This window comes from Brevibacillus brevis (genome assembly GCF_031583145.1).
GTDB lineage: Bacteria > Bacillota > Bacilli > Brevibacillales > Brevibacillaceae > Brevibacillus > Brevibacillus brevis_E.
On record NZ_CP134050.1, the window covers coordinates 5,029,903 to 5,047,425 of the forward strand.

General features: G+C 53.1%; 15 protein-coding genes. 3 read left to right on the forward strand and 12 right to left on the reverse strand.

Annotated features, from left to right (window positions below):
• Positions 1-125: 125 nt before the first annotated feature.
• Complete coding sequence (locus RGB73_RS24945; protein ID WP_310765603.1) at positions 126-884, forward strand: exodeoxyribonuclease III; 759 nt, start codon at positions 126-128, stop codon at positions 882-884.
• 125 nt (positions 885-1,009) lie between these two features.
• Here the strand turns inward: RGB73_RS24945 and RGB73_RS24950 are convergent, their stop codons facing one another.
• From RGB73_RS24950 to RGB73_RS24985, 8 genes are read right to left on the reverse strand one after another with little or no spacing between them, the layout of a single operon-like run.
• Positions 1,010-1,690 (reverse strand): DUF4956 domain-containing protein, encoded by a 681-nt coding sequence (locus RGB73_RS24950; protein WP_310765606.1) that lies wholly within the window; start codon positions 1,688-1,690, stop codon positions 1,010-1,012.
• A gap of 60 nt (positions 1,691-1,750) precedes the next feature.
• Positions 1,751-2,458, reverse strand: a complete 708-nt coding sequence (locus tag RGB73_RS24955; protein ID WP_310765609.1) for a polyphosphate polymerase domain-containing protein — start codon at positions 2,456-2,458, stop codon at positions 1,751-1,753.
• Between the two features lie 22 nt (positions 2,459-2,480).
• Positions 2,481-4,226, reverse strand: coding sequence for a CotH kinase family protein (locus tag RGB73_RS24960; protein ID WP_310765612.1), 1,746 nt, complete (start codon positions 4,224-4,226; stop codon positions 2,481-2,483).
• Between the two features lie 55 nt (positions 4,227-4,281).
• On the reverse strand, positions 4,282-5,697 hold the full coding sequence (gene pelG, locus RGB73_RS24965) for an exopolysaccharide Pel transporter PelG (RefSeq protein WP_310765615.1): 1,416 nt from the start codon (positions 5,695-5,697) through the stop codon (positions 4,282-4,284).
• On the reverse strand, positions 5,697-7,130 hold the full coding sequence (gene pelF / locus RGB73_RS24970; RefSeq protein WP_310765618.1) for a GT4 family glycosyltransferase PelF: 1,434 nt from the start codon (positions 7,128-7,130) through the stop codon (positions 5,697-5,699). Before pelF ends, pelG begins: the two co-directional genes overlap by 1 nt.
• The gene (locus RGB73_RS24975; RefSeq protein WP_310765620.1) at positions 7,127-8,968 is read right to left on the reverse strand and encodes a DUF2194 domain-containing protein; all 1,842 of its coding nucleotides are present in this window, start codon (positions 8,966-8,968) and stop codon (positions 7,127-7,129) included. The genes pelF and RGB73_RS24975 overlap by 4 nt, the downstream gene beginning before the upstream one ends.
• 3 nt (positions 8,969-8,971) lie before the next feature.
• The gene (locus tag RGB73_RS24980; RefSeq protein ID WP_310765622.1) at positions 8,972-9,856 is read right to left on the reverse strand and encodes a tetratricopeptide repeat protein; all 885 of its coding nucleotides are present in this window, start codon (positions 9,854-9,856) and stop codon (positions 8,972-8,974) included.
• Positions 9,849-12,026: an NAD-dependent epimerase/dehydratase family protein gene (locus tag RGB73_RS24985; protein ID WP_310765624.1), complete on the reverse strand. Its 2,178-nt coding sequence runs from the start codon at positions 12,024-12,026 to the stop codon at positions 9,849-9,851. The genes RGB73_RS24980 and RGB73_RS24985 overlap by 8 nt, the downstream gene beginning before the upstream one ends.
• 276 nt (positions 12,027-12,302) lie before the next feature.
• Between RGB73_RS24985 and RGB73_RS24990 the strand changes: the two genes are divergently transcribed.
• Positions 12,303-13,328, forward strand: a complete 1,026-nt coding sequence (locus tag RGB73_RS24990; protein ID WP_310765626.1) for a hypothetical protein — start codon at positions 12,303-12,305, stop codon at positions 13,326-13,328.
• 203 nt (positions 13,329-13,531) lie between these two features.
• On the opposite strand, the gene RGB73_RS24995 is transcribed toward RGB73_RS24990, so the two are convergent.
• The 4 genes from RGB73_RS24995 to RGB73_RS25010 form a co-directional block, all read right to left on the reverse strand.
• Positions 13,532-14,128, reverse strand: a complete 597-nt coding sequence (locus RGB73_RS24995; protein WP_310765628.1) for a sulfite oxidase-like oxidoreductase — start codon at positions 14,126-14,128, stop codon at positions 13,532-13,534.
• Positions 14,129-14,337: 209 nt separating this feature from the next.
• Positions 14,338-14,769 carry a CoA-binding protein gene (locus tag RGB73_RS25000; RefSeq protein ID WP_310765630.1) on the reverse strand — a complete coding sequence of 144 codons (432 nt, stop codon included), beginning with the start codon at positions 14,767-14,769 and terminating at the stop codon, positions 14,338-14,340.
• A gap of 22 nt (positions 14,770-14,791) precedes the next feature.
• Complete coding sequence (locus RGB73_RS25005; protein WP_310765632.1) at positions 14,792-16,291, reverse strand: leucyl aminopeptidase; 1,500 nt, start codon at positions 16,289-16,291, stop codon at positions 14,792-14,794.
• Positions 16,292-16,453: 162 nt separating this feature from the next.
• Positions 16,454-16,825, reverse strand: a complete 372-nt coding sequence (locus RGB73_RS25010) for a DUF309 domain-containing protein (RefSeq protein WP_310774534.1) — start codon at positions 16,823-16,825, stop codon at positions 16,454-16,456.
• 208 nt (positions 16,826-17,033) lie between these two features.
• Between RGB73_RS25010 and RGB73_RS25015 the strand changes: the two genes are divergently transcribed.
• Complete coding sequence (locus RGB73_RS25015) at positions 17,034-17,510, forward strand: divergent PAP2 family protein (RefSeq protein ID WP_092273048.1); 477 nt, start codon at positions 17,034-17,036, stop codon at positions 17,508-17,510.
• Positions 17,511-17,523 lie beyond the last annotated feature (13 nt).

Genomic DNA, 17,523 nt, shown 5'->3' on the forward strand with positions numbered 1-17,523 from the left:
CGGTAAAACGGCGGGCCGGTATCCGCTCCATCTTACCCGTTGCTTTCCTGTCCAAAAAACTGATATATCTAGTAAGAGAAGAGACAAAAGGAATCTTGCAGGTCCGAGAAGGAGATCAGCCCGCTATGAAAATGGTATCGTGGAACGTAAACGGATTGAGAGCTTGTATGAATAAAGGATTTGCGGAGTACTTTTCCAAAGTGGATGCAGACATCTTCTGTATCCAGGAGACGAAGCTGCAAGAAGGACAGATCACCGTGGATTTTGCCGACGGTTACCATTCGTTTTGGAATTACGCAGAGAAAAAAGGCTATTCCGGGACGGCGGTCTTCACCAGGCACGAGCCCGTCTCCGTGCGCTATGGACTGGAAGAAGATCAGGAGCCGGAGGGGCGCATCCTGACGCTGGAATACGATTCGTTCTTCCTGGTCAATGTCTATACCCCCAATGCCAAACGGGATCTTTCGCGACTCGATTACAGAATGGAATGGGAAGACCGATTCCGCAGCTATTTGTTGCAGCTGGACGAGAAGAAACCGGTGATTGTCTGCGGAGATCTCAATGTCGCTCATCAGGAAATCGACATCCGGAATGCCAAATCCAATCGCGGAAATTCCGGCTTTACCGATGAAGAGCGCGCCAAGATGAGCCAATTGCTCCAGTCCGGTTTCCTCGATACATTCCGGCATTTTTATCCCGATCGGACAGATGCCTATACCTGGTGGTCCTATATGCCCAAGGTCAGGGAGCGCAATATCGGCTGGAGGATTGATTACTTTCTCGCCTCGGCCAGACTGGCCCCTTCTTTGACGGACGCCCGCATCGATGCCGAAGTGACCGGCAGCGACCATTGCCCGATCATCCTGGAATTGACGGATTTGTAGCGCACTCGCCTGTCCTGTGTGACGGCATAAATGAACATGAAATGATTCGCGCATCAAAAAAGACAAGGTACCCGCCACGCACTGTGGCGAACCTTGTCTTTTTTAATGATCACATCGGCAAAGGCTTACTGTGCATAATCCCCGTTGTAGCTGACGAGCGCGACATCCTTCACGCCTTCCAAGGCGGAAAACTCGCCCACAAACGCCGTATTGTCGTCGCGTATGCGCAGCTCGACCGTCAATTCGGTAATGTCTGCCCGTACAGACTTCGATTTCAGCGTACCGTTCATTTTCCGTACACGCCGTTTCACTTCTTCCTCTGCCGCCGCTTCGTAATGCACGATCAGCAAATAGGGAGCGGTTGCTTCTCGCCGCCGCGTCAGCCACCAAATGGTCGCGCCGACTACGAGGGAACCGATGATTGCCACCGAATAGATTTTCGCTCCCGACGCGATGCCCGCCGATACCGCCCAAAACATGTACATGATATCCATCGGATCTTTGACAGCCGTACGGAACCGGACGATGCTGAGCGCCCCGACCATCCCGAGCGAGAGCACGATATTGGTGCTGATGGTCATGATGATCAGGGCTGTGATGATGGTCATCAGCACAAACGTCATATTGTAATTATGGCTGAAAACGACGCCGCGGTAGCATTTTTGATAGACGTAATAGATGAACATTCCGATCAAAAAGGCGACCAGCAAACTCAATAGCAGATCGACCAAAGACACGCCCTCGAACGCATCCATCTTCAGCACACTTTTTTTAAACATGTCTTTAAAATTTAGCAAATTATCCATGACACACTCACTCTCCACCCGTTTGCTTTCGGAAATGCTGCTGTTTCTATGGACGAACCGTCATCTGGTGTAAATTTTTTGTCGTTCCTTGCACAATACATATTTGGATATCGTGGAACGCTGATGGGCAGTCATTTGCAGCAAGGAACGAATCATATGGGGCAAAAACTGCCTGAATTTCACTTCCAGAATGAGGCGCGGCCCTTCAATCGCCTCCCAGGTCTGCAAATCACGATCAAACAAAAGGGCAGAGTGGAATCCCGCCGCCAGCCGCTTGTCAAACGTAATACGCGTATCGCTCATCTCATCGATGTACGCTTCCCGGATATAGTCGACACTCACGGACGGTTTGAGCGCGTTCTGCTTCCAGTCCCGGTAGAAATCGGCAAGCAGCGGATGGTCTTCCCCTCGCAGCCATTCCGCATCGCCGCTCAGGAGCCGGTCTGTTTGCTGCCGCGTCAAGCTGGCTGCCTCCTTGAGGACGTATTCGTTCCATTTGCTTTTTCTCTCCAGCTTGATGATGCCGTCGCTTAGGTTGTAAATGCGAATCCGGTATTTTTTCCGCTGATACACCCCATTGTTTTTGTCATACAGCGCCGTTTCCGATAGGTTGTCGAAATACAGGCTGCGAATGTGATAGCCTTCGTCGCTTACAGAATGGCGGTCAAGCGACATCAACGTCCGAAGCCGGTTGCGTGTCGCAATGTAATCTTGCGGGTTGATATAATATTTTTGCTCATGGCGCAGCTTTTTTCCGTTCACGTGCATGCTGATTTTTCACCCCAAAGCTTCAATCGATATAGAACTCGCGCATACCATGGTACACATTTCCGTCTTCGTCATAGTAATCGTCAAATGCCGTCATTTCGTGTCCTTTGGCATCCGTAACCGTCACGCGCCAAAAGAATCGCCCTTTTCCAAATTCATCAAGGGAAATCGACGTTTCCTTCAATCCCTTCTTGTCATAGAGCGGATGGGCAAACGACGGTTCCTTGGCGATTTGCACATGATAGGTCAATTCGTCGCCTTGGAGGTCATACGACGTGCCCCAGTGAAACACAAGCTTCCCATTTTCCTTCCTCACTTGATCTAAGTAAAACGGCATGGGAACCTGCAAGCTTTCCTGGAACTTCCGCTCGTTTTCTACCGGCAGCTGAATGATCCGTTCCAGCTCTTTGTCATAGTCGGCCAACGGACCGGGCAAATAGCGAATGTCCGGCTCGCGCGACACGTATGAGTAGACAATGGGCTTGTACTTCTCGATCATGCTCCTGCTTTGCTCCGGATTGATGATCGCGCTCAGTTCCCGTACCTTTGCTACCAGCTGCTCGACGTTTCGCGGATTTTTGAAGAACCGGTTTTGCAGCTCGCTCCCCCAGTAGTTGTGAATGCCCCGCATCCACGGCGAACGCCGTCCGTGATCCTGCATGGGCGATTCAAAGAAGCCCCAGGCCCCGTCGTAATCCCACGGAAGGAAAAACCACTTCTCCGAATTGAGCGGCGAATACAGCAAGAAGTTTTGCGAGTTCGTGTCGATATTGTCCATCAGGATGTTAACGGCCATCCAAGTCAAGAAGTTGTCCCTGTCGAAATGTTGCTCGAACACTTCGTCAAAATCCTTCGACAGGTCGTTCACGTCGTCCAGCATGCGCAAAAGCTTCGAGTGATCGTCCCATCCCTTGCTTTCCAGTACCGTTTCAAACATGGCTTTGTCAAAAGCCGGATCATCCTTTGTTTTCAGCTTGTCAGGGTATCGGAAGAATTCGAAGTTTGACGCCTTGTACAAGTTGCCGTACCGGTCGAGGCCATGCATGCGCAAAAACGACTTGTTCGGCTGCTCGATTTGGGTATACAACCCGTAATCTTCAAAAGCGGCATTGGCGTTCGCATTCGGAGCCGTCAAATCTTTGACATGCAAATGCACAAATTGGGTCCGCAAGCTGGTCATGTGCGGAATCATTTTCATATAATCAAAGCTGAGTTTATTCCGCAAACGGGTGAAATCGTAGGAGTGCTTGATCAAATTGATCGTCCGCTGGTCCAGCCAGTAGCCGGCGTTCTCAAACAGCTCGATTTTGTAAGCCTTCTGCGGAGCCTTGAGCGTCGATTTACCGCGAATCTTGATCGAGGCGTTGGGATGCGACTCCTCGTACCCGAACAGTCCGTTCTCGGGTCCTTGTTCCGTTCCTTCCTGAATGATCACGTTCATCTTCCGGGAATCGTTGTTTTCTGTCGCATTGGTGATCCGGTTTAATTCCGCCCATGTCATCGGTTTCTCCGCGGTCACATTGTCTCTGGTGATGGTCATATACAGGTGGACAACGGTGTCAGGCTTGTCTTGTTCGTAAACGAGCCGGTTTTCGACCAGTTTGGGCGAATAGTCGGTTGCTTCCGCAGGCGCCGGCGCGGCACCCTTGGCGTCTGGGCCGCGTTCCCCCGCCGGTCGTGCCACGTCAGTAGGTGCACATCCCGTCGCAGCTGTGACAACGACCGACATCAAAAGCGCCACAAAGGCATTCTTCGATAGAAATTTCATCTTCTTCCTCCTAAAATCGTACAAAACCATTTCCGATACGGTTCGGGGATGAATCTCATGCTTCCGCTTTTTCGGGCATGCCGCGCTCGCTGGCAGACAGCGGCTGCGCGCTGAACGTGGCGTAATGCAGGCGGCGCATGCGGTAAACCAGTCTGGACAATGCCGCGACCAACGTGAGAATCGAGGCTGCAAACAACGGCAATCCTTGGTACTGCACATCCCGCAGCAGCCAGGAGCAAACGAGATTCGCCGCCAGCAGCAGCGCCGAAAGAGCGAGCGCTCCCTTCCGATCGTCAAAGTAGAGCAGCAGCAGCAAGACGATACTGGTCATGATGTATACGAAGAAAGCCATGACCAAGATGTTGAAGGTGTCCACCATCTGCGAAGTGAACCCGATGAGCGGCAAAAACTGAATTCCTGCAGCAATCGCGATCAGTGAAAACACCAACTGAATGCCCATCAGCATCGCCATCTCGCCGATCAGGACTTTTTCCATTTCTTTGCGAGCCACATCGATGTCCAGAATGGTCCCCCCTCCGATGACGGAATCGTAATACTGACGGAATTTGGGGTAAAAGGCCGTCTCGACGGAAATCACAAACCAGATCAGGGAGGGCAGCACCGACAGTACCGCATAAAAAACCGCTACATCGTACTCCGGCGAAATCCGGAACGTATCCTCCAGCCACATCCCGTTCCACATCCATTGGGCAAACTGGTGCTCATACATCGAGAGGCCCGTAAACAGCCCGATAAACCAAAGCGACTGATAACGTTTGGCATCCTTTCGGAAAGAAAACGGAATAGCAGGCTTCTCTGTCCGAAAAAATCGTTCGATTTCGGACAGAAGCAGGCAGGCCGTCACAAAAAATCCGCCCGCCATTCCCCATAGCAGCCCGGAAGCGGACACGGCTTGTCCGCTTCCATACAGCAATATCCAGATTCCCAGCACGGCAACGCCCATGCCGCCTGCAAATGCCACGGCGACCTTTCGATACGCTTTCATGGCGGATACATACACCACTTCCATCCAGATCACAACCAGCTCCATGTACAGGACAAACAAAGGGATCTTTTCCGCAAGCCCAAGCGGCGTGAACAAAGCGAACAAAAAAGCGGGCACGAAGGCAACAGCCAACGTGATCTGCATGCAGCTGTAGAAAGACGGCAGCAGGGCATCGTAGCGCTTTTCGTACAATTGATCCGAAACGGAACGGGTAACATACATCGCAAACGGCGAAGTAATAATGAAGGAAAAAGCAAACGCATAGGAAACGCCCGCCTGAAAAATCTCGCGGGGATGGAATGGCGCGTTTGTCTGGACAAGCAGCCAATGAATGACCGTTACCGCAAGCATGCAGCTCAGCATCGGGCCAACGGTCACAAATGACGCGTAGGAAATCGCCTGAATGCGGCCAGCCAGACCTTCCCTGTCAAACAGTCGCTTCAATTGAAAGCCAATACCGGCCATTATTCTCTCGCCCCCTCCCGCAATAACGATTGGTACATGGAGTCGTACCAATGGATAAACTGTTCGTGCGTGTACCCTTTCAGGACACGCTGAAACCCGATTTGCCCCATCTCTTTTCGCTTGCCTTCATTTTTGCAGAGCGTAATAATGGCACGTGCGATCTCCTTGTCGTCCAGAACGGGGGCGATCAAACCGGCTTGTCCATCCACACCATCCGCTTCGTTTCCGTGCAGCAGTTCCCGGCAGCTTCCGACGTCGGTGGCGACCACCGGCTTGCCTGCTGCCATCGCTTCCAGCACGGCAAGCGGCTGGCCTTCGCTGATGCTGGTCAGCACGATGACGTCCATCCGCCCGATGTACTGTTTGACGTCGACGCTGCCCGTGAATGTCAGGTCTTCCACCCCCAGCATGTCGACGAGCTCCAGGCATTCCCGATAATACTCGGGATCCTCATCGTATGGCCCCATGATTGTAAATGTGGCGTTCGGCACTTCGCGCTTTACCGCGTAAAAACTGTGGATCATCGTCTTAATGTCTTTGATGGGTACCACTCTGACAATGGCGCCGATGTGGATCGAGCCGTCATCCGGCTTTTTTCCGGGGAGATCGACATATTCGGGCGCTTTGATCCCGTTTGGCACGATGGCGATTTTGGATGCGGGGCAGCCGAGCTCCATCTGAATTTCCTTGTTTCGATGAAACAAGGTGACCACCTGATCTGCGCTCTCATACGCGCAATTGGCCAAACCGTAGAAATAGCGGATCCACAGATCTTTGAAATACCCTTTTACCCAATCCGCCTTGATTATTTCCTCTTCCCGCTCGCGCGAATAGATGCCATGCTCCGTGAGCAGCATCGGCTTTTGATACAGATACTTGCCGAGGCTGGCAATGACGCCGGCGTATCCCGTAGAAACCGAGTGATAGACATCCGCCTCCGGCAGCGTTTCACGGACGAGCTGCATGAACGGCAGGATCATCGAGCGCACGGTCCAAAACATTTCCCGAAACGGCAAGTGATCATATTGTTCTCTGCACAATTCGCTCAGGAGATCGAAATAATCGCGGCTCATCAAAAATTCCGTCGACGTCTCCCAGCGGTTGTCTCGCATCAGACGGAACAAGGTGTTCCAATCCATATCGTTCTTTCCTGACAGAAGTGACTTCAACGCGTCTCTCTCACCCTTGGCGAGCGAGAAGGAGCGGCCCCATCGACTTTCCTCCAGCAGAAAAGCGTCGAGGAACACCTCCCTGACCTCCCCGACATTGGCTGGAATCTCGTACCGAAACTTCCCCCTCGATTTCTCCTCAGCCCCGATGGCGAAAATCGTGAATTCGTGGTGCGGCATCGATTGAATCAACGCATGGATCCAACTGGAGACGCCACCGGTCACGTATGGATAAGATCCTTCCGCAACAATGCAAATCCTCATTTTTTCTCAGTCCATTCAATCGTGAAAGTTTCTTTCTCCGCCCGGACCAGATAGACCCCGTCGTCTATCTTGCGAACGTCGCAGTTTTCCGTCCGCGCGATCCGCTTGTCGGTTCGCAGCATAAAATACAGATCCCCCGTAAACCTGTTTACGTAGCCTTTCAATGCTTCTTCACGATGCTCGATTACCGGCTCGCTGATCAGGATCTTCTCTGCTTCCGCACTGGCTTCCGAGGCCGTCATGCTGCGGAGCCAGCTGTGGCGTTCTTTGACGAGCTTCAGATAATCCTCAAAATCTTTGTAGAGCTCTTTCCAGCTCGCATCCTGGCTTCGATTGTGGTCCAGCACGTCATCAGGATGGATGAAGTGTGAAAAAATACCTGACGATGTCACGGCATTCGCCATCATCCATTTTTCGTATTCGCCGATTCGATACCCATAGGTCACCCGCGGCAGCTCCACGATCCCGTCCTGAGCGAGTTCGTATTCCTGGACATACGAAAGCCCCCGTCCGTCTTCTCCATACAAGGATGATACGTTCTGCAGATCGGGCAGCACCTGCCGAAGCACTTGGCGCCCGTCTTCCCCCAATGCGTTCGACGGCGGAACGTAGGTACGCAACGGATAGTTCGGGAAAACCGTATGCACATATTGCTTGACTGCTTCCAAGGATTGAACCATGTCCCCGGTTCCTGTCCAGGATTTGTAGCCGAACATATGGGAAACCCGCTTATCGATGGTCAGGGATTGGTGATTATACCCGTGAACCGCGATCTCCCCGCCGTTTTTCAACAATTCCCTTCCAAAGATCAGCAAATCTTCCGGTTCCGCCTCACGCTTCCAATCAAATGGAGCCGTCACACGGTTGTTGTAAGTGGCGATGAGCGCCCCCGTGTACTTGAGGTCGTAGTTCCTGGCCAGACGAATCATATCCGGCCACCAAACCCTTTTGATAAACTGGGGAACATCGAGCTGGTAATCCCGAAAGATCGCTGGATTGGTTCCCTTTCGGATCGGTGCCGGAAAATCGTCGAGGTACATGACTTTAGCATTCATGACGGGATACATGAAGTCGGGAAGCAGGACCGCGATCCCTCCCGCCAGAAGGCCCCGACTCGCTTTCTCCTGCAGCATCGTTCCGTTGAAAACAAGAAAAGCGCCTTTTTCGTACGGGGTCTTCCACATGAGCGGAATTCCGTTCCCTGCGGTTGCCTGGATGAGGGCGCGGTCGTCGAGCTTCACGTGCATCACCGTGTTTTGCAGACTGTCATCCTTGAACGAGACATTCGCGTACCCCGGCAGCACATTCGTTTCAAACGTGATCCCGTGCGTATCGACATAGTTGCCGATTTCAAGTATCCCCAGCTTGCGGTACAGGTTGTAGAACGAGTCGTTCGTATCCGAGACGGCGGACAAAAACACGTTTCCCCCTTCAGCCACATACCGTTCGAGAGGTTCAATCCCCCCAAGAAGGGACAGATCAGGCAGCGCCACAATCACTGCGTCGGGTTTTTCCGCCCAAGGCACCGCTTTTCCGATCTCGATGCTTTCATATGATTTTTTCATCCCCTTCAGCACCTGTTCGGCATTTTGCTTTATCTTCGCGCTGAATGGATTGTGCGGATCGAAGACAATGACCAGTCTCTCCGGACGTATTTTTTCCTTTTCTTCAGGGGAAAGCGCGTTTGTTGCAGGCAATTCAGACGGCTTATGAAAAGACTGGGCGCTTTTGTCCCAGCGAAACACCAGCTCTGAGCGTGAAACCTGCAGCAAGGCGGTTAACAAGCAAACAAACAGCAGGAACGCCCCGATTCGTTTGAGCGATTTTGACTCTTTCATCTCCTAAACTCCCTGATTCCAGTATCGAATGAGCTGCAACGTTCGAGGCGATACCTTTACGGTCGATCGCTTCAAGCTTTCGAGAACCTCATTGAATTTCGTCCCCGCTCTCAGCGTATAGTACAGCTTCATCGCCATATAAAAAGCCATTTCCGATTGGGGATTCTCTTGAATGAAGCGCTTGCTTGCCTCTTCGGCTTTTTCGTATCGGCCCAGCCTGATTTCGCAGTCAATTTTGTCGATAAAAACCTCTTCCATGCAGTTGTCCTGGGCAATCAAGCGCTCAAGCACGTCCGCCTGCAGAAGGGAATACGTCCTTTCTGTTTCCGGGTCAAACAAGCCATTTTCGATCGATTGTTTTACGATTTCCGCGTATCGCTGAAGGACATGGATATCATCCGGCTTCTGTTCGGCTGCCACCGCTGCGCGCTGCAATTCGGCCATCATTTGACGCTTTAGCTCCAGCATCGCTGTCACGGCGTAATGGGACGTTTCGCTGTCCTCGTTCCGCACTGCCTTGGCGAGAAAGGAAGCCAAATCAAGCGAATTGTCTTTGAGCATGTCCAGCACTATGCGCCGGCGGGTGCGAAAGTCGTTCAACAGGAGCGCTTCCTCGATCGGCACGATCGACGTTTCCTTCTGCAAATCTACCTTGTCAAAAAAACCGCTCCGATCCTTTTGCAGATCGACTACTAGTTCAAAGCGGCGCGTATCCTCCAAGGCCGCCTGAGACCTCCTCCACTCTGCGACAAGCGCGAGCGGCAGACCGGCAAACGGTACGAAGCAGACGATTGCCGCCAGACCATTCTTTGCCTCTCGATGGCGGAGGGAATACAAGACGTACACTACAGCCAGCACATAATATGCGACCAACAGCCATTTACCCATAGATCGCTTCCTCGCTTACGAGCCTGGTGGCGAAACCGTTTTTCGCAAGCCGCTCCATTGCCGTATGTGCTTCACCCGGTCTGGAGTTGGAAAGGAGCAGCAGCATCTTGCCGTCGCATACCCCGAGGTAGTCGGTGTCTCGGAGCAGCCGGGAAATGCGTTGACCCGTCTTTTTCAGATCCTGGCCTCCCAGGTCGACGGACAGGAGCGTAAACTCGGAATCAAACCTCTCCTTCGCCGCCAATTTACTGCGCAGGACCTCCTGGAACGCTGCTTCCTGCAGAATCGGCGTATCGTCGACATATCGTTTGCTTCGCGTCGCATCTGTAAAGGTCAGGGCACGAGAAAACGAACTGGAGATCAGGTCGACGGAAATTTTGAACAAATTTTCGTGGTACAAGGAAAAACGCTCAAAATCTTGATCGTACACGCAGACAAGAGCCATCGTCTCGCCTTGGAACACAACCGGCGCCGCAAGAAGCGGCAGTTCCGGGGAAAGTGCCTTGTTGACCCACATTCGGTTTGTCGTGACGACATCCGCCAGCTCCGGCACGTCAGCAAGGCGGATAGACCGCGGCAGTTTCCACTCGCCGTCGTTCGATTGCAAAAGGAGGCGCAAGTAGCCTGTCGAAGAGACGGAATAGATGGAGATCCTCCGTGTTTCCATCAAATCTTCCAAAACCTTGACAGCAGCTCCCGCAACCTGTTCGGGCTCCAGCGTTTCCAGTTCGCTCACGATGGAATGGATGCGGCCCAAGCTGTCCTTCGTAGTCAAAACCTGACGCTGCAATGCGTCCTTTACTCTGCGGGTGTCTTTATGTATCTCAGTGAGCAGGCGGTAGCGCTGTTGTTCGACATCCAGCTCGTTTTTGGCAAATGACAGCTTTTTATTCTTCCTGTCTGTGACAAACCCGACGGCGAGCCCAAAAAACAGGTAGACCGCCACAAGCAGCAGCGATTCGGGATCGTACAGGAGAGAAGCCCAATCTCGCCCGTTATAGACCACACTGTCAGCGACAACCATACCGATTACAGCTGCGGAAGCCAGAAGCGACTGGCGTGTCCCGTACAATAACCCCATCAGCAAAATGTAAATCAGTCTGAAATCGAATTGCTGATGAAAGAACAGGTTGTCGGGCCGCGAAAACAGGAACACCACGGCGAAAGCCAGCACATTCTCGACATACGGACGCACGGAAGCGATCCATTTCGGTTTTGCCGGGGCCTGCACCTCATTGCCGACGGTCGTCGCGGCAGCTTCCTGCTGGAGCATCCATTGATATGTTCGGAACAACCCTTCCTGCAGCGAGTACAAGGGGAGCCAATCGAAATCGCGCTTGATTTTGCTGTTGTCCAAGCTCGATCGGATGATTTCGCCCGGGCGGCTCTCCAAGTGCAGGACGTCCGGGACGGATGCGAATGTCCGTATCAATGCAATCAGCTCATTTACGCTCGTCTCGTGCGCAGTGGACAGATTGTAGACGCCGGTTGCGCTGTTCATGGACCCCCGGAAGATCGCGTCCGCGACATCCTCAACGTAGATGAAGTCCCGCGTTTGCCCCCCGTCGCCAAACACAGTCAGCTGCTTCCCGTCGCGAACATGCTTGAGGAAGATGGAAATGACGCCCCCTTCCCCTTCGCTTCCCTGCCGCGGGCCATACACGTTGGAAAATCGCAGGCAAAGCGTGTCGAGATTGTACATCTCTTTCCACTTTTCGCAATACTGCTCACCCAGCCGTTTATTGATTCCGTACGGCGACATCGGAGAGCAAGCGACTTCTTCCGCAATCGGAACGTCCGCTTGTTCTCCATACACCGCCGCTGAAGAGGCGAAAATGAATTTTTTCACGCCGTACCGCGCCGACAATTCCAGCATGTTTACCAGCCCGAGAACATTGGTGTGCGTGTCCGTATAAGGCTGCTGAATGGAAGCGGCGACGCTGGTCTGCGCTGCCAGATGGACGACGATATCGAATCCGGCGCTGCGAAACACTTCCTCGCACGCTTTGTCCTCCACGTTGAGTTGATAGAATTTATGCGGGACGGACACGTTTCCCTTTCTCCCTGTCGACTGATTGTCGATAATGCATATGTTATGGCCTTCTTTGTAATATCGTTCGACCAAAGCTGAGCCGATGAATCCATATCCCCCTGTGATCAGGACGTTCACCTGATATCCCTCCACCGATATTTCTAGTACTTTTTCTCTACTACTTTCGCACTACGGAACAATCATAGTCCTCCGATTGTCTATATGCAACATTTTTCACAAAATCTTGTTTTGTAGGTAATTTTTAGATAAAACTTCTCCATGAGCTTTTCCTTGTCGTTGAACTCCTGTTTTTTTTCGAATATACTCACTATAATAAATTCCGAAAGCAGGGATGCTCTCTTTACCTTCCCCCATCACAAACAGGAACGCTGCCCGACTAGAGGAGGTTATGCCATGAAATACAGACGTCTATGTATGTTCTTGCTGTTATTCGCTTGCTTTTTCACTCTGGTACTCCCCGCCGGCGCGGCCAATTCCAGCAACTCAAAAGGATACAGGCTGCTCATTTACTACGGAATTCCGGCCGGGGTAAACGAGGTATGGGACGACACAAAAGCAGCCGAAGTCTTCGCCGAATACGATGTCTTGGTGTTTGGTGCCGGTTTGGAAGAAGAAAAGCATTCGTATCACGATTCAACCGCCGAGATCTTTCGTCTGATCCGGGAAAAGAATCCGGATGCCCGACTGTTCGGGTATGTCGACCTCGGCGTTACCACCTCCAACTTTTCACCTGCAGCCATGGAATCCAAGGCGAAAAAGTGGAAGGCTCTCGGGGCCAATGGCATTTTCCTTGACGATGCCGGATACGACTACGGTGTCTCGCGCGCCCGGCTGAATCAAACGGTAAACGCCGTGCATCGCTTGGGCATGTCCGTTTTTGTGAACGCATGGAATCCGGACGATGTCATGGGCAGCAAGGTGGATCGCAAATACAATCCGAAGGGCCAAGCGAGCGCTCTCGACAAACGGGACATCTATTTGCTGGAGGATTTCTTGCAGCCGACCGACATCACGAAGAAAAGCAGCCCCAGCGTGTTCAATTCCGCGTTTCGGGGAAAAATGGACAAATCGCTTGCTTACCGAAAAAAACTGGGCGTCAAGCTCATGTCCGTCAGCATCATCGATTACGCGAAGTACTCGGAAAATGCAGTCCGCAAGTTCTTTCGCATGAACGAAGCCACGGCGGCCGTTTTTTCGCTGGATGCCTATGGGATCGCCCCGACGCACTACTCCTCCGAACGTCCGAACAAACACAAGGTGCGCTCCTTCCCGTACATTCTCAATTACATGTCATACTATTCGACTAATGTCGAGTATGTCTCCAAGTACGGAAACAGGGACTTCTCCCGAGGAGGATTCCGCATCCACTCGCTGCCTGGTGAGCATTACTACAACTATCCCGCCGATGCAAAGTCCTAGCCTGCGGAGAGATGGGTGTAAGCTCCTCCCTCTTCTTAGGAAAATGGGACCACGAAACGACAGGGATATCCTACCAGTTCCATCTAAACAATTTCTAAACATGCGCTTTTCTTTCTTCTCCTGAAAATATAAAAAGGCTACTATCCGCTGGTGAACTGTTCTCCAGCGAATAGTAGCCTTTTATAACCTTCCTCTTATCCCTATCAATCCCACGCAAACCTTTGCTCTTTCCAGGGATCTCCATACATATTGTAGCCGTTTTTCTCCCAGAAGCCCTGCTTGTCTTTCTCCAAAAACTCGATGCCGCGTACCCATTTGGCGCTCTTCCAGAAGTACAGATGCGGGATGACAAAGCGCAGCGGCCAGCCGTGATCAGGGGTGAGGTCTGCGCCGTTGTGCTTGTAGGCAAACAGGTTGCCGGGCGTCATGAAGTCTTTCAGCGGCATGTTCGCCGTCCAGCCGTGCTCAGCGTGCAGCATGACGTACTTCGCTTCCGGCTTGACTTTCACCAGCTTCAGCACTTCTTCTACCGGGATGCCCTCCCATTCGTTGTCCAGCTTGCTCCATCCGGTGACGCAGTGGATGTCGTTGGTCGTGTGCCCTTTTGGCAGTGCCATCATTTGCTCATACGAGAGAGTGACTTCCTCTTCGACCAGCCCAAACAGGCGGAAGTCCCACTGAGTGGTCAGATCCGTATACTCCGGCACATCGCCGTAGTGAAGGACCGGGAAGCCGGTCGTCTGCTTCTGATTCGGGGGGATGCGGTCGCGCTGCGCATTCGTCGATGGATTCACAAACATGGTAGCACACACTCCTTTCTGTCGAAATGCTTCGTACTTCTCTTCTTATCATATCTGGAATCGGTCCGCAAGCGATTCAGCACACTCGCCCGGGGAACATCGGCGGGGATGGTTGCCCGTGCATCCGTAGGAAGACCCCCGCCGCATGCGAGGGTCTTTGTAATCGTACGGGCCGCTTATTGCAGCTAGCTGCGTGCGAACGGGACGACTTACTTCCCGACGCGCAGCAGGGCGTGGTCGACCTTGATGCACATATCGTTGACCACAGCGATCCCTTCAGCTCCCACCATGGAGGCTGCTTCATCGTTGGAGATTCCTTGCTGCATCCAGAACGCCTTGGGCTTGTGCTTCATTTTGAGCGTATCTTCGGCCACAGGAACGATGTCCTCGCTTCTGCGGAATACGTTGACAATATCGACCGGCTCGTCGATCTCCGCCAGGCTGGCAACCGCTTTTTCACCCAATACCGTCTCGCCGGCAATGACCGGATTGACCGGGATGATCCGGTAGCCTGCATTTTGCATGGCGTTTGCAACCATGTAGCTGGTGCGCTCCGGCTTGTTGGACAGACCTACCACTGCGATCGTCTTGGCGTTTTCCAGCAGCTCGCGACGTGCTTCATTGCTCGGATTTTGTACCATATCTCAACAACTCCTTTTGGAATTAAGCTTGACTGCGGCTCATGACAAACTGGGTGATGGTCCGGGTCATGACCCCGGTGCCTCCGGAAGGCTGCATGTCGCCCTTGTTGGCGTTGTAGGCTGTCCCGGCGATGTCCAGGTGGACCCACGGCGTATTGCCCACGAACTCCTGCAAGAACACACCGCCGATGATTCCGTGACCGTAGCGGCCTCCCGAGTTTTTCAGATCGGCGAAGTTGCTCCTGTTCAGCTCGCGATACTCGTCGAAGGTCGGAAGCTGCCACAGACGCTCGCCCGCGGTGTCGGCTGCAGCCAGCAGCTCATCCATGAGCGCTTTGTCGTTCGTCATCGCGCCGGAACAGAAGTGTCCCAGTGCCACGACGATGCCGCCCGTCAAGGTAGCCGCGTCCACCAGGCAGGATACGCCCTGCTGCTTCGCGTATGTAATGCAATCCGCCAGTACTAGGCGGCCTTCCGCGTCCGTCGTGATGATTTCCACCGTTTTTCCGCTCATCGTCGTGATGACGTCACCAGGACGGAAAGCGGTGCCGGACGGCATGTTTTCAACCGTGCCGATCACGGCGAGCACGTTTACCTTCGGCTTGATTTGCCCCAGCGCTTCGAGGGCGCCGATCATCGCCGCTGCCCCGCCCATATCGGACTTCATGTCCTCCATGCCTGCGACCGGCTTGATGGAAATGCCGCCCGTGTCAAAGGTGACCCCTTTTCCGATGAGTCCGATGACATCGTCCCACGTTTCCCGGCCCTGGTATTTGACGGCGACGACGTACGGCTCGAGCACACTGCCTTTCGCGACGGAAAGCACGCCGCCCATTCCCAGCTCCTCGAGCTTGGCCTGATCCAGCACTTCCACGCTCATTCCGTATCGGTTGGCCACTCCCACCGCCGCATCCTTCAAAGCGCGAGGCGTCAAATAGTTGGCTGGCTCGTTTACCAACGTGCGAGCCAGATTGGTCCCCGACACGAGCGCTGTTGCTCGTTTCACGCCCGCACGCACTTCCTCGGCGGCATCGTCAGCCGCCAGGATGAGGACCGACGCGACCGGGTCCGCTTCACGCTTCGGCTTTTGGCGGTAGCCCTCGTAGTGATAGTCTGCCAGTCCAAATGCTTCCGTGACGGCCTGCGCCAGCCGGTCAGCCGCGAGCCGGTCCGTCGTTGGCAAATCGATTGCGACCGACTTTTCCTTCCCTTTTGCAAGAACCGTCTTCGCCGCCCGCCCCCACGCTCCACGGGCTACGACAAAATCGAATTTTTCCGGATCGCCCATGCCGATGACAACCAGCTTTTTGGCTGCCAGTTTGCCCATGCTGTGGACGACAGCTACGGCCTTGGCCTCTCCGCTGATTTCTTTCTCCTGCTGCAGGACGCTCAAACTGCCGCCAAAGGCTTCCTCCAGCTCCGGATACACCTCTGCCAGCTCCTCTCCCTTCCACAGGGGAACGATCAGTTCGTGGCATGCGACCTGCACGAGCGGCAGTCGTTTTTCTACAGTTACTTGCATATACTCTTCCCTCTTTCGCTGTGATAGGATACAATTATGTGCACATTTGTGTTTTCAACGTCTCAGAATTTATGAGTGAAAGCGCTAATAAATTATCGTACGCATGGAAAGCAAAAGCCCAAATCGCGGCCGCTTTCCATAAATCGGCGTTGAAGCGGTTCTTCACGATTGGTCGATCAGCAAACGCAAGGACGGAAACGCCATGGCTTTGGCCTTTGCATATGGAATCGAGTCAGCATCAGGCAAGGCCTGCTCGCAAGATTGTATGTACAAGATAATCTGGTCGATGTCCAATCCCCAACGGGACGGGGCGTAACGGGCCAGGTACTTGCGCGCATTGCCAAACATCCACCGGGCGCCCTTGATATTTCCGCATTCCCGGTGGTACAGGCCCACCGCCAGCTGCAAGAGTCCCTGCAGGAACTTGTCGGATTTGTCTTCCATCCAGATCTCTTCCAGCAGGTCATGGCATTCGTAGTATTCTCCTTCATTGAACTTCTCAATGAATTGCAGATACTGCTCAGGGTACCGCACGCCAGCCTCACCTTCCGTTTCCTGCTCGACGAAACCATCGTGAAACATATCTTCCAATGCTTCCGTAAAAAATCTTCGACCACTGCTTCCCTTATCGTATCACAGATTGGCAGTCCGTAAAATCCAAACGAAAACTTCACGGATGGAGACCACGCCCTTCTGTTACAATAAATGAAAGAAGCGTACAGTAGAAAGGAATGGATTTTCCGTGGCGGATATTTTAGAAAACTTCCCCTTATGGGCTGCGCTGCTTGCCATAGGAATCGCCCAATTCATCAAAATTCCCCTCAACTATTTTGCCACAAAAACATGGCAATGGTCGCTGATGCTCAGCACTGGCGGCATGCCCAGTTCGCACTCTTCCGCGGTGACCGCGCTTTCGACGGCGGTAGGACTCCGCGAAGGATTTTCCAGCAATATGTTCGCCATCTCCGCCATTCTAGGCGTCATCGTCATGTTCGATGCGGCTGGTGTCCGTCGGCATGCCGGGATGCAAGCGGTCGTACTGAACAAGCTCGTGGATGAATTCAACCATCTTCTGGAGGGGATGAAGTCGCTCAAAGTGCGCCCCAACCAGGAAAAAGCCAAAAAGTTGAAGGAGCTGCTGGGCCATCAACCGATCGAGGTCCTGATCGGCGGCTGGCTGGGAATTATGATCGCGCTCCTCGTGCATCCGTTTTTCTAGGCATAAGCCAAAG

What these genes read in the sequence shown, in the direction of transcription:
- RGB73_RS24945 (WP_310765603.1), top strand. Translation starts at nt 126, where the DNA reads ATGAAAATGGTATCGTGGAACGTAAACGGATTGAGAGCTTGTATGAAT.
- RGB73_RS24950 (WP_310765606.1), bottom strand. Translation starts at nt 1,690, where the DNA reads ATGGATAATTTGCTAAATTTTAAAGACATGTTTAAAAAAAGTGTGCTG.
- RGB73_RS24955 (WP_310765609.1), bottom strand. Translation starts at nt 2,458, where the DNA reads ATGCACGTGAACGGAAAAAAGCTGCGCCATGAGCAAAAATATTATATC.
- RGB73_RS24960 (WP_310765612.1), bottom strand. Translation starts at nt 4,226, where the DNA reads ATGAAATTTCTATCGAAGAATGCCTTTGTGGCGCTTTTGATGTCGGTC.
- pelG (WP_310765615.1), bottom strand. Translation starts at nt 5,697, where the DNA reads ATGGCCGGTATTGGCTTTCAATTGAAGCGACTGTTTGACAGGGAAGGT.
- pelF (WP_310765618.1), bottom strand. Translation starts at nt 7,130, where the DNA reads ATGAGGATTTGCATTGTTGCGGAAGGATCTTATCCATACGTGACCGGT.
- RGB73_RS24975 (WP_310765620.1), bottom strand. Translation starts at nt 8,968, where the DNA reads ATGAAAGAGTCAAAATCGCTCAAACGAATCGGGGCGTTCCTGCTGTTT.
- RGB73_RS24980 (WP_310765622.1), bottom strand. Translation starts at nt 9,856, where the DNA reads ATGGGTAAATGGCTGTTGGTCGCATATTATGTGCTGGCTGTAGTGTAC.
- RGB73_RS24990 (WP_310765626.1), top strand. Translation starts at nt 12,303, where the DNA reads ATGAAATACAGACGTCTATGTATGTTCTTGCTGTTATTCGCTTGCTTT.
- RGB73_RS24995 (WP_310765628.1), bottom strand. Translation starts at nt 14,128, where the DNA reads ATGTTTGTGAATCCATCGACGAATGCGCAGCGCGACCGCATCCCCCCG.
- RGB73_RS25000 (WP_310765630.1), bottom strand. Translation starts at nt 14,769, where the DNA reads ATGGTACAAAATCCGAGCAATGAAGCACGTCGCGAGCTGCTGGAAAAC.
- RGB73_RS25005 (WP_310765632.1), bottom strand. Translation starts at nt 16,291, where the DNA reads ATGCAAGTAACTGTAGAAAAACGACTGCCGCTCGTGCAGGTCGCATGC.